Source organism: Kitasatospora sp. NPDC004272, assembly GCF_053603035.1.
The window spans coordinates 18,847-39,541 of record NZ_JBSGET010000057.1 but is presented as its reverse complement, the minus strand read 5'-3'; the positions used below and the strand labels follow the sequence as shown (position 1 = coordinate 39,541).

18 protein-coding genes are annotated in these 20,695 nt (G+C 76.0%); 10 read left to right on the top strand and 8 right to left on the bottom strand.

The annotated features are described in order from the left end of the window. Window positions 1–10 precede the first annotated feature (10 nt). From wecB to ACWEO5_RS19095, 3 genes are read left to right on the top strand one after another with little or no spacing between them, the layout of a single operon-like run. Window positions 11–1,261, top strand: a complete 1,251-nt coding sequence (wecB, locus tag ACWEO5_RS19105; protein ID WP_452163476.1) for a non-hydrolyzing UDP-N-acetylglucosamine 2-epimerase — start codon at window positions 11–13, stop codon at window positions 1,259–1,261. After that, the gene (locus tag ACWEO5_RS19100; RefSeq protein WP_452163475.1) at window positions 1,258–1,581 is read left to right on the top strand and encodes a hypothetical protein; all 324 of its coding nucleotides are present in this window, start codon (window positions 1,258–1,260) and stop codon (window positions 1,579–1,581) included. The genes wecB and ACWEO5_RS19100 overlap by 4 nt, the downstream gene beginning before the upstream one ends. Next, window positions 1,578–2,861, top strand: coding sequence for a glycosyltransferase family 2 protein (locus tag ACWEO5_RS19095; RefSeq protein ID WP_452163474.1), 1,284 nt, complete (start codon window positions 1,578–1,580; stop codon window positions 2,859–2,861). Before ACWEO5_RS19100 ends, ACWEO5_RS19095 begins: the two co-directional genes overlap by 4 nt. Here ACWEO5_RS19095 and ACWEO5_RS19090 read toward each other — a convergent pair. Beyond that, on the bottom strand, window positions 2,858–3,304 hold the full coding sequence (locus ACWEO5_RS19090) for a winged helix-turn-helix transcriptional regulator (RefSeq protein WP_452163473.1): 447 nt from the start codon (window positions 3,302–3,304) through the stop codon (window positions 2,858–2,860). The two genes, ACWEO5_RS19095 and ACWEO5_RS19090, sit on opposite strands and share 4 nt — an antisense overlap. 101 nt (window positions 3,305–3,405) lie before the next feature. Between ACWEO5_RS19090 and ACWEO5_RS19085 the strand changes: the two genes are divergently transcribed. The 5 genes from ACWEO5_RS19085 (at window position 3,406) to ACWEO5_RS19065 (ending at window position 7,618) form a co-directional block, all read left to right on the top strand. Continuing rightward, a complete protein-coding gene (locus tag ACWEO5_RS19085; protein WP_452163472.1) occupies window positions 3,406–4,260 on the top strand; it encodes an alpha/beta fold hydrolase in 855 nt (284 codons plus the stop codon). 344 nt (window positions 4,261–4,604) lie between these two features. Continuing rightward, a complete protein-coding gene (locus ACWEO5_RS19080) occupies window positions 4,605–5,849 on the top strand; it encodes a S53 family peptidase (RefSeq protein ID WP_452163471.1) in 1,245 nt (414 codons plus the stop codon). A 429-nt stretch (window positions 5,850–6,278) separates the two neighbouring features. Then, a complete protein-coding gene (locus tag ACWEO5_RS19075; RefSeq protein ID WP_452163470.1) occupies window positions 6,279–6,653 on the top strand; it encodes an EF-hand domain-containing protein in 375 nt (124 codons plus the stop codon). Window positions 6,654–6,848: 195 nt separating this feature from the next. Next, entirely contained in the window at window positions 6,849–7,379 is a 531-nt protein-coding gene (locus ACWEO5_RS19070; protein WP_452163469.1) for an Asp23/Gls24 family envelope stress response protein, read from the top strand. A gap of 50 nt (window positions 7,380–7,429) precedes the next feature. After that, complete coding sequence (locus ACWEO5_RS19065) at window positions 7,430–7,618, top strand: hypothetical protein (RefSeq protein WP_452163468.1); 189 nt, start codon at window positions 7,430–7,432, stop codon at window positions 7,616–7,618. A 24-nt stretch (window positions 7,619–7,642) separates the two neighbouring features. Here the strand turns inward: ACWEO5_RS19065 and ACWEO5_RS19060 are convergent, their stop codons facing one another. Genes ACWEO5_RS19060 through ACWEO5_RS19050 form a run of 3 tightly spaced genes read right to left on the bottom strand, consistent with a single transcriptional unit; the run spans window position 7,643 to window position 11,342 of the window. Then, complete coding sequence (locus ACWEO5_RS19060; protein WP_452163467.1) at window positions 7,643–9,775, bottom strand: xanthine dehydrogenase family protein molybdopterin-binding subunit; 2,133 nt, start codon at window positions 9,773–9,775, stop codon at window positions 7,643–7,645. Then, window positions 9,772–10,776 (bottom strand): FAD binding domain-containing protein, encoded by a 1,005-nt coding sequence (locus tag ACWEO5_RS19055; RefSeq protein ID WP_452163466.1) that lies wholly within the window; start codon window positions 10,774–10,776, stop codon window positions 9,772–9,774. The genes ACWEO5_RS19060 and ACWEO5_RS19055 overlap by 4 nt, the downstream gene beginning before the upstream one ends. Continuing rightward, window positions 10,773–11,342: a (2Fe-2S)-binding protein gene (locus tag ACWEO5_RS19050; RefSeq protein WP_452163465.1), complete on the bottom strand. Its 570-nt coding sequence runs from the start codon at window positions 11,340–11,342 to the stop codon at window positions 10,773–10,775. Before ACWEO5_RS19050 ends, ACWEO5_RS19055 begins: the two co-directional genes overlap by 4 nt. A 376-nt stretch (window positions 11,343–11,718) precedes the next feature. Here ACWEO5_RS19050 and ACWEO5_RS19045 point away from each other — a divergent pair, with 376 nt between their 5' ends. Both ACWEO5_RS19045 and ACWEO5_RS19040 read left to right on the top strand, forming a co-directional pair. Continuing rightward, window positions 11,719–13,902, top strand: a complete 2,184-nt coding sequence (locus tag ACWEO5_RS19045; RefSeq protein WP_452163464.1) for an MMPL family transporter — start codon at window positions 11,719–11,721, stop codon at window positions 13,900–13,902. Between the two features lie 123 nt (window positions 13,903–14,025). After that, window positions 14,026–14,955 carry a DUF389 domain-containing protein gene (locus ACWEO5_RS19040; RefSeq protein ID WP_452163463.1) on the top strand — a complete coding sequence of 310 codons (930 nt, stop codon included), beginning with the start codon at window positions 14,026–14,028 and terminating at the stop codon, window positions 14,953–14,955. A gap of 19 nt (window positions 14,956–14,974) precedes the next feature. Here ACWEO5_RS19040 and ACWEO5_RS19035 read toward each other — a convergent pair whose 3' ends face one another. The 4 genes from ACWEO5_RS19035 to ACWEO5_RS19020 form a co-directional block, all read right to left on the bottom strand. Beyond that, on the bottom strand, window positions 14,975–16,603 hold the full coding sequence (locus tag ACWEO5_RS19035; RefSeq protein ID WP_452163462.1) for an MFS transporter: 1,629 nt from the start codon (window positions 16,601–16,603) through the stop codon (window positions 14,975–14,977). A 64-nt stretch (window positions 16,604–16,667) separates the two neighbouring features. After that, window positions 16,668–17,165 carry a flavodoxin family protein gene (locus ACWEO5_RS19030; protein ID WP_452163461.1) on the bottom strand — a complete coding sequence of 166 codons (498 nt, stop codon included), beginning with the start codon at window positions 17,163–17,165 and terminating at the stop codon, window positions 16,668–16,670. A 7-nt stretch (window positions 17,166–17,172) separates the two neighbouring features. Further along, window positions 17,173–18,063 (bottom strand): universal stress protein, encoded by an 891-nt coding sequence (locus tag ACWEO5_RS19025; protein WP_452163460.1) that lies wholly within the window; start codon window positions 18,061–18,063, stop codon window positions 17,173–17,175. A gap of 125 nt (window positions 18,064–18,188) precedes the next feature. Next, entirely contained in the window at window positions 18,189–20,579 is a 2,391-nt protein-coding gene (locus ACWEO5_RS19020) for a glycoside hydrolase family 65 protein (RefSeq protein WP_452163459.1), read from the bottom strand. Window positions 20,580–20,695: the final 116 nt, after the last annotated feature.

Here is a 20,695-nt window from a genome sequence, read left to right as displayed (position 1 = left end):
CCGGGTGCTGGTGGCGGTCGGGACCAGGCCCGAGGCGATCAAGATGGTGCCGGTGATCCGGGCCCTGCGCTCCAGCTCCCGGCTGCGGCCGCTGGTGGTCTCCACCGGGCAGCACCGGGAGCTGCTGGCCGAGGTGTTCGACCTGGCCGGGGTCCGGCCGGACGTCGACCTGGCGGTCGGGGAGCCGGGCCTGCCGCTGAACCACCTGTTCGCCCGGGTCCTCTCCGGCCTGCAGGACGCCCTCGCCGACCTCCTCGGCCCCGCCGACAGCGTGACGGTCGACGGCCCGGCCGCCCGCTACCCGGCCTGGGCGCTGGTGCACGGCGACACCAGCTCGGCCGCGGCCGTCGCGCTCGCCGCGTTCCACCTGCGGATGCCGGTCGCGCACGTCGAGGCCGGGCTGCGCACCCACAAGACCGCCACCCCGTTCCCCGAGGAGCTCAACCGGCAGCTGGTCGCCCGGATCGCCGCGTTCCACCTGGCGCCCACCTCGCTCAACGAGGAGAACCTGATCCTGGAGGGGGTGCGCCACGAGCAGGTCTTCGTCACCGGCAACACCGCGATCGACGCCCTGCTGTGGGCCGCCGCCGCCGTCCGCTCCTCCGGGCGGCCCGAGGTGGACGCGCTGCTGGCCGACCCCGGGCGCCGGATCGTGGTGGTGACCGCGCACCGCCGGGAGAACCTGGCCACCGGGGCGCTCGGCCACGTCGCCGCCGCGCTCGCCCAGGTCGCCGCCGAACGGCCGGAGACCGTCTTCGTACTGCCGCTGCACCCCAACCCGGCCGTCCGCGCCCAGCTGCGCCCGGCGCTGGACCCGCTGCCGAACGTCCTGCTGACCGAGCCGCTGCCGTACCCGGTGTTCGCCGCGCTGCTGGGACGCGCCGCGCTGGTGGTGACCGACTCGGGCGGCGTCCAGGAGGAGGCGCCCGCCCTGGGCGTCCCCGTGCTGGTCACCCGGGAGAGCACCGAACGCACCGAGGGCGTGGACGCGGGCACCCTGCGGCTGGTGGGCACCGAGACCGGCGCGGTCGCCGCGGCCGTCCGCCACCTGCTGGACGACGACCGGGCCCGGGCCGCGATGGCCGCCGCGGACAACCCGTACGGCGACGGGCATGCGGCCGAGCGGATCGTGGCCGCCCTGGAGCACCTGACCTTCCGCACCCCGAAACCGGCCCGCTTCGGCAGCGGCTACCGGCGGGCCGCGGTGCTGCGGGCGGCGGGCTTCGACGAGACCGCGATCCACCGGGCGGAGCGGGCGTGACGGCGGGCATCGAGGGCCTGGGGGGCGCGACGGGCGGGCGGCACGGGACGTGGGGGCGCCGGATGCTGTCGGTGCTGCTGGGGACGGGCGTGCTGCTGGCCGGGTGGGCGCTGGCCGGGTCGAACCGGCCGGCCGGGCGGGCCGCGTGGCTGGTGCTGCGGGACGGGGCGCTGACGCTGGCGGTGGCGGCCGGGCTGTTCACGGCCGTCGCGGGGCTGGCCTGCGCGCTGCGCGCCGTCGGGGTGCCGCGCCGCCGCGAGGCGCCGGTGGCCGGGCCGGTGCCGGAGGGCCCCGGCGGAGCACCTCGGAGGTCGCGGTGAACCTGCCCGTCGGTCCGCTGGCCACGTTCACCCTGCTGGTGCTGGGCTACGGGCTGACGTACTTCCTGGTGCTGCAGTTCTCCGGGCGGCTGCGGGTCCGGGCCGAGCTCCGGCAGAGTACCCGAGCCGCCCCGGCGGACGGGGAGTTGGTGTTCTGGTTCCTGGTGCCCTGCCTGGACGAGGAGGCGGTGATCGGCGCGACGGTGGCCAACCTGCTGGCCCAGGATCCGCTGGCCCGGGTGACGGTGGTCGACGACGCGTCCGCGGACGCCACCGCCGAGCGGGCCCGGGCGGCGGGCGGCGACCGCGTCGAGGTGCTGTCGCGGCGGCTGCCGCAGGCCCGGCAGGGCAAGGGGGCGGCGCTGAACGCGGCGCTGCCGCACCTGGTGGCGGCGGCGGAGCGGCTGGGCGTGCCGGAGGAGCGGGTGGTGGTGGCGGTGATGGACGCCGACGGGCGGCTGAGCCCCGGCGCGCTGGCGCACGTCGCCCCGCTGTTCGCCGACCCGGCGGTGGGCGGGGCGCAGTTGGCCGTCCGGATCCGCAACCGGGACCGGCTGCTGACCCGGATCCAGGACGCCGGGTTCTGGGGCGCCGCCGCGACCGCGCAGTACGGGCGCGACCCGTTCGGGACGGTCAGCCTGGGCGGCAACGCCCAGTTCGCCCGGCTGTCGGCGCTGCGCTCGGTGCCCGGCGCGCCGTGGACGGACTCGCTGACCGAGGACCTCGACCTGGCGCTGTCGCTGGCCGTCCGGGGCTGGCGGCTGCGCACCACCACCCTGGCGCACGTCGTCCAGGAGGGGCCGGAGCGCCTGCGGGCGCTGCTGCGCCAGCGCACCCGCTGGGCGCAGGGGCACATGGTCTGCGCCGGGCGGCTGGGCGAGGTGTGGCGCGGCTCCCGGCTGGGCACGGCGGCGGCGCTGGAGCTGGCGCTGTACCTGCTGCAGCCGTGGTGCCTGGCACTGCCCTGGTCGGTGCTGGCCCACCTGCTGGCAGTGCTGGGCGTGCTGGCGACGCTCGCGGTGGGCGCGCACAGCGGGGCGGCGGCGGCCGTGGCGACCGCGGTGGCGGTGTACCTGCTGGCCTTCGCGCCGCACCTGTACCAGGCCACGCTGTACCACCGGCGCACCCGGCACTACGGCTGGTGGCGCTCGGTCGGGCTGCACCACGCCTCGTACCTGCTGACGTACGTCACCTACCTGGCGACCTGGCGGGCGCTGTGGCGGATCGTCCGGGGGCGGCGGGACTGGGCGAAGACCCGGCGGGTGGCCCGGGCCGCCTAGGCGTTCCGCGGTTCCGCGGCGGCGGCCGACTCGTCGGCGAGCCGGTTGTTGCGGCTGATCTGCGACATGTGGGTCTCGGCCCACTCGCGCAGGGCGGAGAGCGGTCCGTCGAGGGAGCGGCCGAGTTCGGTGAGCCGGTAGTGGACGGCGGGGGGCACGGTGGGTTCCACCCGGCGCGCGACCAGGCCGTCGCGGACCAGGCTCTGGAGGGTGACGGAGAGCATCTTCTGCGAGATGCCCGGGACGCGGCGGCGCAGTTCGGCGAAGCGGAGTTCGGCCGGGGCCTCCTCGGCCAGCGCCTTGACCGCGATCGACGTCCACTTGGTGCCGACGCGGTCGAGCAGCCGGCGGGTCGGGCAGAGCGGGTCCAGCAGGTCGCCGCGTTCGCCGGGCTCGCCAGGCTCGCCGGGACTGCCGGGACTGCCGGACTTCGACGTGGTCACTCGGAGCTCACCACCTGAGGGGGAAGTGCCGTCTTGGAGCGGCCAGCATAGTTCCCTAGCGTGAGCTGGTCACCATTCCTCACCACCATGCTGGAGCCCTCGTGCCCGAACTGCGCCGCGTCCTCGCCAACGGCGTCGAACTGAACGTCGCCCTCGCCGGATCCGGCCCGGCCGTCCTGCTGCTGCACGGCTTCCCGCACACCTGGGAGGTGTGGACGGACGTCATCGCCGACCTGTCGGGCCGCTACCGGGTCATCGCGCCCGACCTGCGCGGGTTCGGTGCGAGCGGCCGGGCCGCCTCCGGGTACGACGCGGGCACCCTGGCCGAGGACGCGGCGGCGCTGCTCGGCGCGCTCGGCGTCGGCTCGGCCGCGGTGGTGGGCATCGACGCGGGCACCCCGCCGGCCGCCCTGCTCGCCCTGCGCCGGCCCGACCTGGTCCGGCGCCTGGCCGTCATGGAGTCCCTGCTGGGCCGGCTGCCCGGCGCCGAGGACTTCCTGACCGGCGGGCCGCCGTGGTGGTTCGGCTTCCACGCCGCCGCGCCCGGGCTCGCCGAGCGCGTGCTGGAGGGCCACGAGGCCGCCTACGTCGACTGGTTCCTGGACGCGGGCACGCTGGGGGACGGGGTGCGGCCCGCCCTCCGGGACGCCTTCGTCCGCGCGTACACCGGCCGTTCGGCCCTGGGCCGCGCGTTCTCGTACTACCGGGCGCTGCCCGAGAGCGCGGCGCAGATCGAACGGGCCGTCGCCGCCGCCCGGCTGACGGTGCCGGCGATGGCGGTGGGCGCCCGGCCGGTCGGCACCGCACTGGAGCGTCAACTTCGGCCGTTCACCGATGAGTTGACGGGGCACGTGATCGAGGACTGCGGCCACATCGTCCCGCTGCACCGGCCGCGCGAACTGCTCGCGCTGCTGCACCCGTTCCTGGCGGCGGACGGGGACCCGCGCCCGGCATGACCGCGGCGGCGGGGCAGGGGCGGTGGCGGCGCGACCGGGGCGGCGGGGCCGGACAGGGCGGGGCCGGAAACGGAGGCAAACCCTCCCCAGGCGAAGGGGCGTCGATCGACCAAGCGTCAGACCCCTTGGGCAAAGGGCTGGTTCGGATCGGCGCCGACTCCTTGTTGGGCATGAGCATGACCCCCTAGTGTCGAACGCCAGCCCGTCCCCGTACGGGCTGCCCGGCCGAACGGCGGCCCCGATCCCCGCCTTCGCGCCCGCCCCGCCGCGCTCCCGGACACCATCCGTCCGCGCGGCCCGGCATGCACCGCTTCCGGTCACCCCAGCCAAGGAGGCACTTCCGCATGCGCACTTCCGCCGCCGCCCGCCGCACGGCCATCGCCGTCGCGGGCACCGCAGCCCTCGCCCTCTCCGCCCTCACCACCGCCGCCCCGGCGGGCGCGACCGCCGCCCCGCAGGCGCCCGCCCGGGGCGGCACGTCCTGGGTCCGGGCGTGCGACACCCTCGCCCACGGCGACACCGTGGCCTGCCACGCCCTGCGCGTGACCAGCACCGTCGAGCCGGTCGCCGCGTTCGGCGTCAGCCCGCACCTCACCCCGTCCGGCTTCGGCCCGAGCGACCTGCTCGGCGCGTACAAGCTGCCCGCGAACGGCGGGGCGGGCACGACCATCGCGATCGTGGACGCCTACAACGACCCGAACGCCGAGGCCGACATGGCCGTCTACCGCTCCCAGTACGGCCTGCCCGCCTGCACGAAGGCCAGCGGCTGCTTCAAGCAGGTCAACCAGACCGGCGGCAGCACCCTGCCCGCGAACAACTCCGGCTGGGCCGGGGAGATATCGCTCGACCTCGACATGGTCTCGGCGATCGCCCCCAACGCCCACATCGTGCTGGTCGAGGCCAGCAGCGCGACCATGGCCAACCTCGGCACCTCGGTGAACACCGCGGTGAGCCTGGGCGCCAAGTACGTCTCCAACAGCTACGGCGGCGGCGAGTCCTCCGCCGACACCTCGTACGACAGCTCCTACTTCAACCACCCGGGCGTCGCCATCACCGTCTCCTCCGGCGACTCCGCGTACGGCGCCCAGTACCCGGCCGCCTCCAAGTACGTGACCGCGGTCGGCGGCACCGCCCTCAAGCGGGACAGCAGCACCCGCGGCTGGTCGGAGAGCGTCTGGCTGACCAACGCCAGCGAGGGCACCGGCTCCGGCTGCTCCAAGTACGACGCCAAGCCGACCTGGCAGAAGGACACCGGCTGCACCAAGCGCACCATCGCCGACGTCTCCGCCGTCGCCGACCCGGCCACCGGCGTCGCCGTCTACCAGACCTACGGCGGCAGCGGCTGGGCCGTCTACGGCGGCACCAGCGCCGCGGCCCCGATCATCGCGGGCGTCTACGCGCTGGGCGGCGCCCCCTCCTCCGGCTCCAGCCCGGCGTCCTTCCCGTACGCCCACACCAGCGCCCTGTTCGACGTCACCTCCGGCTCCAACGGCTCCTGCTCCCCGACCTACCTGTGCAAGGCGGCCGCCGGCTACGACGGCCCGACCGGTCTCGGCACCCCCAACGGCACCGCCGCCTTCACGGGCTGACCCCGGTACACCCCGATGGGGGCCGCCACGCCGTCCGCGTGGCGGCCCCCACCACCGGGCGGATGAGCACGCCGTGCCGGAACTGGCCCGCCTGAAGCGCTTCGAGCGCGACCTGCCCGACCGGGTGCTGTTCCCGGCGCCGGACCGGCTGGAGCCGCCGCCGGGGCGGGGCGGCGGAGTGGCGGGCCGCACCGCCTGGGCGCCACCTCGGCCCGGGCGCGCTGCCGAGCCGGCGGAGGTGGCGATGACCGGGGTGAACCGGGTGCTGGAACGCCAGATCGACGTGTGCTTCGGCTTCGCCGACCAGAACCGCGGCGGGGTGATCGACTCCGCCGACGTGCTGACCCTGACCGCCCGGCTGATCGCCGCCGCCGGGGTGCCGTTCGACTCCCCGAAGCCGGTCGCGGTGCTCCGCGTCGGCGCCGCCTGGTGGGAGGCGCTGCGCGCCGAGCTGGACGGCGACGGCGACGGCGACGGCGACGGCCGGATCGACCCGGACGAGTACCGGGCCGGGGCGCTCCGCCTCTCCGGCGCCCGGGCCGGCCCGCCGGGACGCTCCGGGCGCTGTGCGACCGCGACGACGACGGCCGGGTCACCGCGGAGGAGTTCACCCGCTTCCACCGCGCCCTGGGCCTCCCCCCGGGTACCGCCGGCCTGGCCTTCGAGCGGCTCGACCTGGACGGCGACGGCACCCTCTCGGTCGCCGAACTCGCCGCCGCCCTCTGGGAGTTCTGGACCAGCGAGGACGCCGGGGCGCTCGGCAACTGGCTGTTCGGCGACGCGTTCCTCACCGCCGCCGGCTGACCGGCCCGCCGGCGGCGGGGGTGCGGGGCCGGAGCCGCCCCGGGCGGTTCCTCCGGCGTGTGTGGTTCTTCCGGTTTGTGGGCATGCGCGCCCCCGGCGAGCCGACGCCCGCAGGAACCGCCCCGCGGGCGGATCGGCCGAGCCCCCGGCCGGGTCCGTACCGGGTCCGACCGGGCCAGCAGCTAGGAGGCCGTCATGACCGACACCGGAAACGTCCGCTCCCCCGGCAGCCCTCCGCAGTCCCCGCCGGGCGCTCCGCGCCCCGGTGCGGGCGCGGCGGCGGCCGGAGGGCGGGGGAGGACGACCGTCGCCGACGGGGTGGTCGCGAAGATCGCGGGTCGGGCCGCGCGGGAGGTTCCGGGCGTGCACGCGCTGGGCGCCGGAATGTCCCGGGCCCTGGGCGCGGTGCGCGACCGCGTCCCGGGCGGCGGGAGGGGCGAAGCCACCCGCGGGGTGAAGGTCGAGGTAGGCGAGCGCCAGGCCGCCGTCGACCTGGAGCTGGTCGTCGAGTACGACCTGCCGATACCCGGGATCGCGAAGGACGTCCGCGCGGGCGTCGTCGAGGCGGTGGAACGCCTGGTCGGCCTGGAGGTCGTCGAGGTGAACATCGCGGTCAAGGACGTCCACCTGCCCGGCGAGGAGGACGACGAGGACGAGGACGAGGGGGACGGGAGCGGCGAGGGCCGCGCGAGCGGCGCGCCCACCGGCCCCCGGCGGGTGGCCTGAGGGGCACGGCACGGCGGCCGTGACCGCCGCCGCGGAGAGGAGCGTACGAGATGAGTACCGCCGCCATCGGGCTGTTCGCCGGGATGGCCCTGGGGTTCGCCGGGTACTTCGGCGGCTTCTGGGCCTTCCTGCTGGTCCTCGTCCTCGGTGCGGCCGGCCTGGTCGTCGGCCGGTTCCTGGAGGACGGCCCCGACGTCAGGGAGTGGCGCAGGCCCCGCTCGGGGGACCGGCGCCGCTGACCCGCCGGCCGGCCCGCCGGCGCGTCACCGCCCGGACGGGTCCTCCCGCCCCCACGACGCCGGGAGGGCCTCCAGGGCGGGCAGCACCTTGTCCAGCGTGACGGGCAGGTCCCGCACGCGCGCACCGCAGGCGTGCCACACGGCGTTGGACACCGCGGCGGCCGTGCCGACGATGCCGATCTCCCCGATGCCCTTGGTGCCCAGCGCGTTGACGTGCGGGTCGTGCTCGTCGAGCCAGTGGGCCTCGACCTCGGCCACGTCCGCGTGGGCCGCGATGTGGTAGTCGGCGAGGTCGTGGTTGACGACGTGGCCGGTCCGGGGGTCGAGGACGCCGTTCTCGTGCAGCGCCATGGACAGCCCCATGGTCATGCCGCCGACGAACTGCGAGCGCGCGGTGCGCGGGTTGACGATCCGGCCGGCGGCGAAGACCCCCAGCAGGCGCGGCACCCGGATCTCCCCCGTGTCCAGGTGGACCCGGGCCTCGGCGAACTGGGCGCCGAAGGCGTGCATCGCCCAGCGGTCGTCCGCCGGCCGGACGGAGCCGGACGCCTCGGCCCGCTCCGGCGGCTCGCTCCCGTACCGGGCGCGGAAGGCGCGGGCGGCCTCGACCACGGCCGAGCCCCAGGTCGCCGTGCCGGAGGAGCCGCCCGCCACCGACGCCGTCGGGTAGTCGGTGTCGCCGATCCGCACCTCGACCCGTTCGACCGGGACGCCGAGCGCGTCCGCGGCGATCTGCGCCAGCGTGGTCCAGGTGCCGGTGCCGAGGTCCGCGGCGCCGATCTCGGCGACGTACCGGTCGCCCTCCCGCCGGATCACCGCCGTCGACTCCGACATCAGGTGCACCGGGTAGGTGGAGGCGGCGACGCCGGTGCCGACCAGCCAGTCGCCGCTGCGGCGCACGCCGGGCCGCGGGTCGCGCCCGCTCCAGCCGAAGCGCGCCGCTCCCTCGCGCAGGCAGCCGACCAGGTTCCGGCTGGAGAAGGGCTTGCCGGTCTCCGGGTCGGTGGCGGGCTCGTTGCGGACGCGCAGTTCGACCGGGTCGAGGCCGAGGCGCTCGGCCAGCTCGTCCATCGCCACCTCGGGCCCGAACATGCCGGGGCACACCCCGGGCGCGCGCATCCAGGACGGCACGGGGACGTCGAGGGCGGCGAGGCGGTGGGTGGTGCGCCGGTTCGCGACGGCGTACATCATCCGGGCGGGCACACCGGTCTGCTCGGCGAACTCCTTGATCCGCGAGGTCTGTTCGACCACGTCGACGGCGAGGGCGGTCAGCCTGCCGTCGGCCCCGGCGGCGAGGACGCAGTGCTGGACGGTGGGGGTGCGGTAGCCGGCCAGCGAGAACATCTGCTGCCGGGTCAGCGCGAGCCGGACCGGCCGGCCGGGGACGGCGCGGGCGGCCATCGCGGCGAGCACCACGTTGACGTGCGGGGTGCCCTTCGACCCGAAGCCGCCGCCGACGTACGGGCTGACTACCCGGACCTTCGCCTCGTCGAGGCCGAACACCGACGCCACGGCGCTCCGGGCGGGGTGGACGCCCTGGGTGGAGTCCCACAGGGTGAGGAAGCCGTCGCCGGGCTCCCAGCGGGCGGTGGTGGCGTGCGGCTCCATCGGGTTGTTGTGGTACGTCGCGGTGGTGTACGTCTGCTCGACCACCGCCGCGGCGGCGGCCACGGCGGCCGGGACGTCACCCTCCACGGTGTCGGTGGCGAAGTCCGGGTTCACCCGCTCGGGCGCGTACAGGTCGTCCCGGTCGGCCCGCAGTTCGCTGTCGTGCGCCTGTGGCGCGTAGTCCACCCGGACCAGGGAGGCGGCGTGCCGGGCCGTCTCGGAGCCGTCGGCGACGACCAGCGCGACGACCTGGCCGCGGAAGGCGACCTCGTCGTCCTGGAGGGCCGCCAGCTCCCGGTCCTCGGTGGAGGCCAGGCGTTCCGCGGTGGCGGGGGTGAGCACCGCGAGCACGCCGTCGAGCGCCTCGGCGGCGGCGGTGTCCAGCGCCGTGACCCGCCCCCGGGCCACGGTGGCCTGGACGGGGTGCGCGTAGGCGGCGTGCTCCACCGGCGTCTCGTAGGCGTAGACGGCGGTGCCCAGCACCTTGGCCGCGCCGTCCCGGCGGGGCAGGTCCAGGCCGATGGCGGCGGGGCGGTCGACGAACGTCATCGGGCGTCCTCCCGGACGAGTCCGCGCAGGGTGGCGGCGAGGGTGCGGCGCAGCAGCGGGATCTTGAAGGCGTTGCCGCCGTCCAGCCCGTCGGCCGGACGGGCGTCGGCGAGTTCGGCGTCCGCGGCGGCGCGGTAGGTCTCTTCGGCGGCCGGGGCGCCGCGCAGCACCCGCTCGGCCCGGTGCGCGCGCCACGGCACGTGCGCCACGCCGCCGAAGGCGACCCGCGCGTCCGTGATCACCCCGTCCCGCACCTCCACCGCTGCGGCCACGCTGACCAGGGCGAACGCGTACGAGGCCCGGTCGCGCACCTTGCGGTAGGCCGAGCGGTGGGCGAGCGGCAGGGCCGGCAGGTCGATCGCGGTGATCAGGTCCCCGTGGTCGAGCACCGTGTCCCGCTCGGGGGTGTCGGCGGGCAGCCGGTGCAGGTCGGTGAAAGGGATCGTGCGCTCGCCGTCCGGCCCCAGCACCCGGACCTCGGCGTCGAGGGCGGCCAGCGCCACCGCCATGTCGGAAGGGTGGACCGCGAGGCAGTGCTCGGAGGCGCCGAGGATCGCGTGGTGGCGGGTCCAGCCGCCGACGGCGGAGCAGCCCGAGCCGGGCTGCCGCTTGTTGCACGCCGTCGTGACGTCCTGGAAGTAGGCGCAGCGGGTGCGCTGCAGCGGGTTGCCGCCGGTGGTCGCCATGTTGCGCAACTGGCCGGACGCGCCCGACAGCAGCGCCTGGGAGAGCACCGGGAACCGCTCGCGCACCCGCCGGTCGGCGGCGAGGTCGCTGTTGCGGACGCCCGCGCCGATCCGGAGGGCTCCGCCGTCGAGCTCCTCGATCCCGGCGGGCAGCAGGTCGGCGACGTGCACGACCAGGTCGGGCGCGGCGACGCCCAGCTTGAGGTGGTCGACCAGGTTGGTCCCGCCGCCGAGGAACACCGCGCCCGGGACGGCCGCGACGCTGCGGACGGCCTCCGCCGCGTCGCCCGGCGTCCGGAACTCGAACGGCTTCATCCGGCCGCCTCCGCGCTCGACGCCACCGCCGTGCCGGAGGCGGCCGCGGCCTGCTGAACGGCGGGCACGATGTTGACATAAGCCGCGCAGCGGCACAGGTTGCCGCTCATCCGCTCGGCCACCTCGGCGCGGTCCAGCCGCGGCGGCCGGGTGCCCTCGGTGACGGCGCTCGGCCAGCCCCGCGCGAACTCGTCGAGCATCCCGACCGCCGAGACGACCTGCCCCGGGGTGCAGTACCCGCACTGGAACGCGTCGCGGTCGATGAACGCCCGCTGCACCGGGTGCAGCCCGTCGTCGTCCCGCTGCTCGCCGTCGTGCCGTGCACGGGCGGCGAGCCCTTCCGCGGTGACCACCCGGGCCCCGTCCTGGGTGACCGCCAGGGTGAGGCAGCTCAGCACCCGCCGCTCCCCGGAGAGCACCGTGCACGCGCCGCACTGCCCGTGGTCGCACCCCTTCTTCGGACTCGTCACCCCCAGCCGCTCGCGCAGGGCGTCGAGCAGGGTGGTACGGGTGTCGACGGTCAGCCGTCGCGGGGTTCCGTCGACATGGACGGTGATCTCGCTCATCACCGCACGAAGGTTCCCGACCCCGGCCCCCCTCACACGACCCCCGCCAGGACTCACCCGGCCGGGCGCCCGGCACCCCGGCCCGCGACCGGCCGGCCGACCGACCGACCGCCCACCTTTGCCCGCTTTATACCCCCGGGGGTATTGTCGAGGAACAGCGGCGGTCCGGAGGCGGCGAACGGGGCAGGTCGACGACGAGGCGCCCGGCAGGGCCGCCCGGACCACCCCGGCCGGCGCCCGGCCGCCCGCGCAGCCTGACGCCGCCCGCGTCAGGTCCACCCCGGAGGCCCGCCACCGGCGGGCCCGTTCTTCGGCCTTCCATATACCCCCACACGTATTTTTCGGCCCGCGTGGGCCGCTCAGGAATGGAGCACCCGTGAAACACTCCGCCAGCACCCTCGGCGGGTCGCCCGGCGTCCCCGCCACCGGCGCCCCCGCCACCGGGGGCCCCGCCCCGTCACCGGGCCTCCTGGGCCGGCTCGGCTCCTGGTCGGTCCGGCACGCCAAGGCCGTCCTGGCCGGCTGGCTGCTGCTGGTGATCGGACTGGGCGCGTTCGCCCCGCAGGTCACCACCGCGCTGTCCGGCGCGGGCTGGCAGGCCAACGGCTCCGAGTCGGTGAAGGTCCGCACGCTCGCCGAGGAGCACTTCGCGGGCAACGCCTCGTCCTCGATCCAGATCGTGGTCGCCGCCGACCGCCCGGTCACCGAGCCCGGCGTCCAGCAGGTGATCGACCGGGCCGGGGCCCTCGCCGCCGCCGACCGCCGGATCTCCACCGTCGTGGCGCCGCAGCCCGGCGCCACCATCAGCCAGGACGGCCGCACCGCCATCCTGCTGGCCGGCGCCAACGCCTCCCCCGACGACATGGTCCGCGCCGCCGACGACCTGAAGGAACCGCTGGGCGCTCTCTCCGGCGACGGCGTCGAGGTCCACGCCACCGGCGCGTCCGTGCTGTGGAGCGACTTCAACACCGCCAACCACGACGCGATGATGAAGTCCGAGATCATGTCCTGGCCGGTCACCCTGGCCATCCTGGTGCTGGCCTTCGGCTCGCTGGTCGCCGCCGGGCTGCCGCTGCTGCTCACCATGGCGGGCCTCGCCGCCTCGGCCGGGTCGCTGGTGCTGATCAGCCACCTGTTCCCGGTCTCGATCTGGGCGATGAACTTCGCCATGATGTTCGCGCTCGCCCTCGGCATCGACTACGCCCTGTTCCTGGTGGTCCGCTTCCGCGCCGCCCGGGCCGCCGGCAAGAACGGCCCGCAGGCCGTCGCCGAGACCATGGACACCGCGGGCAAGGCCGTCCTGCTCTCCGGCGCGACCGTGCTGGTCAGCCTCTCCGCCGTCATGCTCGTCCCCTCCCCCGCGTTCCGCTCGATGGCGGGCGGCATCATGCTGGCCGTGCTGTTCGTGCTGGCCGCCACCCTGACCCTGCTGCCCGCCGTCCTCGGCAAGCTCGGCCACCGCGTCGACTCCCTCGCCCTGCCCTGGGCCAAGCGGCAGCAGACCGCCTCCCCGCGCTTCGCCGCCTGGGGCGAACGCCTGTGGAAGCACCCGCTGCGCTGGGGCGCCCTCGCCCTGGCCGTGCTGATCGCGCTCGCCGCCCCGGTGATCGGACTGCGCACCGCGATGCCCTCGATCACCGTGCTGCCCACCGACGCCAGCGCCCGCGCCGGCTACACCGCCGTCCAGCAGGCCTTCGGCCCCGGTGCGCCCGGCACCCTGCAGATCCTCACCCCCGCCGGCCAGGCCGACAGCACCGCCCAGATGATCGCCGCCAACCCCGGCATCGCCGGCGTGATGCCCGCCCAGGACGCCGCCGACGGCTCCGGCTGGTCGATGATCCAGGCCGTCCCCACCGTCGACCCCTCCAGCCCGGACCTGTCCGGCACCGTCCACTCCCTGCGCGACGCGCTCCCCGCCGACGCGCTGGTCGGCGGCGCCGCGGTGGAGAACCTCGACCTGCAGCACCTGCTGACCGAGAAGACCCCGCTGGTGATCGGCGTCGTCATGGCCCTCGGCTTCGTCCTGCTGCTCCTCGCGCTGCGCGCCCCGCTGATCGCCGCCCTCGGCACCCTCGCCAGCCTGCTGTCCACCGGCGCCGCGTTCGGCGTGGCCCGGCTGGTCTTCCAGGACGGCCACGGCGCGAACCTGCTCGGCTTCACGTCCCAGGGGTTCCTGGACGGCTGGGCACCGGTGTTCTTCTTCGCGATGATCTTCGCGATCGCGATGGACTACACCGTCTTCCTGCTCGCCTCCGCCAAGGAGCAGTACGAACGCACCGGCGACCCCAAGCAGGCCATGGTCGGCGCACTCGCCCACTCCGGCCGGGTGATCTTCGCGGCAGCCGGCGTCATGGTCGCGGTGTTCTTCACCTTCGCCATCTCCGGGCCGCTGCCGCCCAAGGAGATGGGCATCGTGCTGGGCGTCGCCGTCCTCCTGGACGCCGCACTCGTCCGGCTGGTGCTGCTGCCCGTCGTCCTCCGCCTCACCGGGCGGGCCGCCTGGCACACCCCCCGCCGGCTCGACCGCGTGCTGCCGAAGATCACCTTCTCCCACGACTGACCCCGCGCGGCCACGGCGGCGGCCACGACTCCGCGGCGACCGGCGACCGGCGACCGGCGAGCGACGGCCCGGAACGGGCGGCTTAGGGTGGGCGCAGTCCGCGCCGCCCGTCCGGAGGTTCCCGTGCTGCAGCTCCGCCTGATCGTCCCCGCCGACCTGCGCGAGGAGGTCCTGGAGCGGCTCGACGCCTGCGTGGGCGTCGCCCACGTCGCGGTGCTGCCGGGTGCGGCGGTGCGGCCCGCCGGGGACGTGGTGCTGTGCGACGTGGCGCGCGAGGCGGTGGACGAACTGCTGGGCGAGCTGCGGGCGTCGGGCCTGGCCGAGCGCGGGGCGATCAGCATGGACGAGACCGGGCTGACCCTCTCGGCGGCGGCCGACGCGGCGCAGGAGGCGGCCCCGGGCGAGGGCGTGGACGCGCTGGTGTGGGAGGAGGTCGCGGAGGTCGTCCACGACGAGTCGACGCTCAGCGGGGTCTTCCTCGCCCTGCTCGCGGTCGCGACCATGCTGGCGGCCTGCGGCGCCGTGCTGGACAGCGCGGTCCTGATCGTCGGCGCGATGGCCGTCGGCCCCGAGTTCGGCCCGCTCGCCGGGTTCTGCGTCGCACTCGTGCAGCGCCGGCTCCGCCCGGCGCTGCGCTCGCTGCTGGCCCTGGCGGTCGGCTTCACCCTGGCGATGGCGCTCACCGTGGGCTTCGCGCTGCTGATGGACGCCCTGGGCCTGTTCAGCGACGCGAAGTTCGCGGCCGCACGCCCGAACACCTCGTTCATCTGGCAGCCGGACGCGATGTCCTTCGTCGTCGCGTTCCTGGCGGGCATCGCGGGCCTGCTCTCGCTCACCTCCGCCAAGGCGTCCGCCCTGGTGGGCGTGGCGATCTCGGTGACCACCGTCCCGGCCGCCGCGAACGCCGCCGTCGCCGTCGCCTACGGCGAGTACGCCCAGGGCTGGGGGTCCGCCGTCCAGCTCGCCCTCAACCTGTCGGGCATCGTGCTGGCCGGCGTCCTGACCCTGCTGGTCCAGCAGGGCGCCTGGCGCCTGGCCCACCGCGGACGCTGAACCCGCGCGGGGCGGGCCGCTACGGCGCGGAGGGGCCCTCCTCGGCGTCCGGTTCCGGGACGGGCGGGCGGCGGTCGGCGGGGAGGTGGCGGGTGAACAGCAGGGAGCCGCCGGCGATCACCGCGCAGACCAGGACGGCGGACTTCAGGCCCTGGATCTGCGCGTCCCGGTAGTGCTCGACCAGGGCGGCGGCCTCCTGCGGCGGCACCTCGGGGTGGGCGGCGAGGGCGGCGGAGACCTGGTCGGCGGGGACGAAGGAGATGCCCGCCTCGACCCGGGTGCCGACCTGTTGGGCGACGGCCGCGCCGACCCTCGGGTCGCCCTCGATCCGGGTGGTGACGGAGGTGGCGAGCGCGCCGATCAGGATCGCGCCGATCAGTGCCGTGCCGAGCGAGGAGCCGAGGTTCTGCGCGGTGTACTGCAGGCCGCCGGCCTCGCTGCGTTCGGCGGCCCGCACGCTGGACTGCACCGTGTTGCCGAGCTGCGAGGCGAGCATGCCCAGGCCCAGGCCGAGCAGGGCCATCGCCCCGGCGAACGAGGCGCCCGCCGGCTCCGGCCGGATCGCGCTGATCAGCCACAGGGTCGCGGCGAGCAGCACCGCCAGTCCGGCCCGGACGACGGTCCGGGGCGAGGCGAGGCGCAGCAGCAGCGTGCCGCTCATCGAGGCGGCCAGCATGGTCACCGAGACCGGCAGCAGGCGCAGTCCGGTCTCGAAGGCGTTCAGGCCCTGGACGACCTGGAGGTAGAGCGGGATGACGAAGAACAGGCCGAGCAGGACGGTGTTCTGGTTGAACAGCGCGATCAGTCCGGCGCACAGCGGCCGGTTGGCGAAGAGGGCGAGCGAGACCAGCGGGGTCGCGCCGCGGCGCTCCCGGCGCCGCTCGTGGGCGCAGAAGGCGTACAGCACGGCGGCGCCGAGGCCGACGGCGAACAGGGTGGGGGCGAACCCGAGGACGGTGAACGGCGGGTTGCGGGGTTCGATCCAGCCCCAGGTGCCGCTCTGCAGGACGGCCAGCACCACCAGCGCCAGGCCGGCGGCGGAGAGCACGACGCCGGGGACGTCCAGCCGGGGCCGGTCGGCGGGAGCCGGCTGCGCGGGGATCCAGCGCATCAGCAGCAGGATCGCCAGGACCAGCACCACCTCGCCGGCGAAGACCAGCCGCCAGGTCAGGTAGGTGGTGACCCAGCCGCCGAGCAGCGGCCCCACCGCGATGCCCGCGCCGGCCAGGCCGCCGACCACGCCGTAGGCGACCGCCCGTTCGCGCCCCCGGTAGGAGCCGGCCACCAGGGCGGCCAGGGCGGGCAGCACGAGCGCCGCGCCCAGGCCCTCGACCACCGACCAGCCGAGGGCGAGCACGCCGACGGTGGGGGCGACGGCGGTCAGGCCGGAGCCGACGCCGTAGACGACCAGGCCGACCACGAAGACGCGGCGGCGGCCGAACATGTCGCCGATCTTGCCGCCGGTCAGCATGAAGGCCGCCATCACCAGGGTGTAGAGGGTGATGACGGCCTGGATGGTGGTGACCTCGGTGTCGAAGTCCTCGACGAGCTGGCTGATCGACACGTTCATCACCGAGGCGTCCAGCACCATCAGGAACTGGGCGGTCCCGAGGACGGCCAGCGGTTTCCACGTGCCCGCTCTGGTCATCACGGTCTCCCGTTCCCGGGCCCGCCCCTGCGCGGGATGCCCCGGTGGTCGTCACGCCACGGTCTCACCGACGGGCGAGCCCCGCGCCCCAGGCCCTCGCCCGGTCCGTCTCGCCCGCGCGCAGCGGCCCGCCGGTGTCCTCCACCAGGAAGCCGGCGGGCTCGGCCGCGAGGTCCCAGTGGTGCCCGGCGAGGCGGGCGGCGATGCCGTCGGCCGCCGCGCCGGCGTGCTTCGCCTCGGCGCGGGTGTCGAACGCGGCGGCGCGGGCGCCCGGCCCGCCGTCGGGCAGCGCGCGGAGCCAGGACCGCAGGCCCGGACCGTGCTCGGGTGCGCCCGCCTTGGCGGCCAGGGTGCGGCTGAGCCGGGTGGACATCCCGCGCATGTGGGTGGGGCCGCCGACCACCAGCAGGTCGACGTCCCCGACGGCCGCGGCCGCGGCCTCGGCCACCGGCAGGCACCGCACTTCGGCGTCCGGGTCCGCCCGCCGGACGCCGTCGGCGATCGCGGCCGCGACCTGTCCGGTGTTGCCGTACGAGCTCTCGTAGACGATCACGGCACGCATCGTCCGCTCACCTCTCTCGTTGCAGTGGTTCCTCGGTTCCGGGACCGGCGGGGACGGTGACCACGGGACAGGGCGCGGCACGGATCAGGCCGTGCGGGACGGACCCGAGCCGCAGGCCGGTGAGGCCGCCCCGGCCGTGGCGGCCGACCACGACGGCCAGCGCGTGGGCGGCGATCCGGACGAGTTCCTCGACGGGATCGCCCGGGACGACCTCGTGGGTGAGGTCGAGGTCGGGTTCGTCGGCGGCGCAGCCCGCGGTGGACTCGAACAGGCGCCGCCGGACCTCCGCCTCGTCCTCCAGCGGCTCGAACGGCCGTACGGGGGTGCGCCGGACCCGCACGGCGCGCAGGGCCGCGCCCCGGCGGGCGGCCAGGTCGGCGGCGAAGCGCACCGCGGGGCCGCAGGCCGGGGAGCCGTCGACGCCGACCACGACGTAGGGCGGTTGGGGGGTGGTGTGCTCGGGCTCGCGCACCACGGCCACCGGGCAGTGCGCCTGGGCGCTGACCGGGACGGTCACCGAGTAGCGGCTGAGCACCTCCGCGAGGCGGCCCAGCCGTCGGGTGCCGAGGACCACCAGCGCGGCCCCCTCGGACTCCGCGCACAGCACCGGGGCCGGGGGGCCGTCGCGCAGCACCGACCGGAAGCGCAGCCCGGGACGGCGTTCGGCGACCATGCCCTCGGCCTTCTCCAGGGCCTGTGCCCCGGCGTCGCGCAGGGAGCTCAGGTAGGCGGGGCCCTCGCCTCGTCGGTCGCGGGGTTCGTCGGGGACGGCGTGCACCAGTCGCAGCGGCAGTCCGCGCCGTTCGGCCTCGTCGGCGGCCCAGCCGACCACCATCGGGCTGACCTGCCGGGCGTCGACGCCCAGCACGATCGGGCGGGGTGCGGTGGGCGATGTCATGGCTCCTCCACCGGCTGTGGCGGCCGTTGTCCGGTGACGGCCGGATCACTTCCACGCTAGACGCGGCCCGTCCGACGGGCGAGGGCCGACCGGCCCCACCGGGCGGGACACGGGGCCCGTCCCGGTCAGAGTGCGAAGGTGCGGCTCTCGCCGGGTCCGACCCGGGCGACCGTGCCGCGCAGGCGCACTGCGACGGGCTCCTGGTGGTCCGGGTCGAGGGCGACCGTCACGTTCTTCCGGTCGACGGTGATCCGCACGCCCCAGTGGCCCCGGTAGCGCAGGTCCATGGCGAGGGAGTCGAGCGCGGAGGGCAGTCGCGGGTCCAGCCACAGGGCGTCCTCGCGCAGTTCCAGGCCGGTGTAGCAGCGTTGCAGCAGGTCCACGGCGCCGGCCATCGCCCCGAGGTGGACGCCCTCCCGGGTGGTGCCGCCCTGGGAGTCGCGCAGGTCGGCGGTGAGGGCGTCGCGGAAGTGCCGCCAGGAGGCGCGGCGGTCGCAGCGGGTGAGCACCCAGGCGTGCACCACGGAGCTGAGGGTGGAGCCGTGGACGGTGCGCGGCAGGTAGTAGGAGGCGGTGCGGCGCATCAGTTCGTGGCCGGCCGGGTGGCCGAGCCGCCGCAGCAGGTCGCGCACCTCACGGGCGGAGAAGAGGTACCAGAGCATCAGGGCGTCGGCCTGCTTGGAGACCCGGTAGCGGTTGGCGCTGTCGCCCTCGGCCTCCAGGATCCGGTCGAGGCGGCGCAGGTCGGGGTAGCGGCGGCGGTAGGCGTCCCAGTCGAGTTCGGCGAGGCGCTCGTAGCCGTCGAACTGGCTGACCACCCCGTCGTGGAAGGGCACGTGCAGGTGGCGGCCGACCTCCTGCCAGCGGTCGAGCTCGGCGGCGTCGAGGGCGAGGCGCTCGGCGAGTTCGGCGCGGCGGCGGCCGGGGAGGAGGCCGAGGGCGTCGGCGGCGCGGGCCAGCACCCAGGAGGCGAGGACGTTGGTGTACGCGTTGTCGTCCAGGCCCGGCCCGTCGGCCCAGGGGTAGGCGTCGTGGTACTCGTCGGGCCCGAGCACGCCCCGGATCGACCAGCGCTGCCGGGCGGGTGCGTACTCGGCGGCCGAGGCCCAGTAGCGGGCGGTCTCCACCAGGGTCTCCGCTCCCGCCTCCGCGAGGAAGTCCCGGTCACCGGTGGCCTGGTAGTACTGCCAGACGTTGTAGGCGACGGCCGAGCCGACGTGCCGCTGCCGGTGGCTGTGGTCGGGCAGCCAGCGCCCCGACAGCGGGTTGAGGTGGACCCGGGCGGACTCCTCGCGGCCGTCGGCGGCGCTCTGCCACGGGTAGCTCGCGCCGCGGCGGCCCTCGGCGCGGGCGGCGTGCCGGGCGGCGTCCAGGCGCCGGTGGCGGTAGCGCAGTGCGGCGCGGGCGAGTTCGGGGAAGTGCAGGTCGAGCAGGCGCAGCACGAACAGTTCGTCCCAGAAGACGTGGCCCCGGTACGCCTCGCCGTGCAGGCCGCGGGCCGGGATGCCGACGTCCAGGTCGGCGGAGTGCTCGGAGTAGGTCTGCAGCAGGTGGAACAGGGAGAGGTGGAGCGGGCCGAGGCCGGGGAAGTCGGCGTCGATCCGGCAGCGGCGCCACAACTGCTCCCAGCGCCGGGCGTGTTCCTCCAGCAGGGCGTCGAAGTCGGGGGCCTCGGCGGCCGATCGCCGGGCGGCGTCGAGCGGGTCGCCGGTGGCCGGGTCGTGCGAGGTGTGGACGGCGACGGTCTTGTGGAGGGTCACGGGGGCTCCGGCGACGGCGTCCAGCGGGAAGGTCCGGGTGGTCAGGCCGGGCCGGGTGCCGCCGTCGGACGCGGACGCGGCGGGGTGCGGGCGGTGGCGGGCCGCGAGCGCGATCCGTCGGCCCGCGCCGGTGGACGCCTGCAGCCACAGCGTCCCGTCCGGTTCCGAGCCCTGGCCCAGTGGCGTCAGGTGGCGGTCGGTGAGGCCCGCGTAGCGGGGCACGCCGCCGTTGGTGACGGTGCCGTCGAGGGTGGAGCGGACCTCCAGCGGGCCGGACCAGTCCTCGGGGGTGAGGACGGTCTCCAGCGCGGCGAGGTGCGGCCTGGCCTGGCTGGCGATCCGGCGCTGGAGCAGCCGGGTGCGGCGGCCCTCGGCGTCCGTGCACAGGGCGCGGCGGGTGAGGACGCCGCGGCGCAGGTCGAGTTCGAGTTCCTGCTGCTCGGGCGGTCCGGTGAACCAGGCGCTGCCCGCGCGGCGGAAGGTGACGGGCAGCCAGTTCGGGCAGTTGACCAGGTCCTCGTGGGTGAACGTCCGGCCGCCGACGGGGGATTCGGTGCGGTCGTAGCAGCCGGCCAGGTAGGTGCCCGGGTAGTGCGCGCCGTCCGCGACCGCCTCGGGCGCGGCGCCCCGGGTGGCCAGGTAGCCGTTGCCGACGGCGCACAGGGCTTCGCGCAGCCCCTCCTCGGCGGGCTCGTACCCGCTCCACCGCAGGGTCCACGGGTCGGGCATCCGCCGTACCCGGGAGTCGTGGTCCACGGTCCGCCTCCTGTGGTGCGGGTCCGGGTTCCAGTGTGCGCGCCGCCCCGGCGCCGCGCCGGGCGACCGGTCGGCGGGCAGAATCGGAGGGGATCGGATCCGACGTCCCGGGGAGT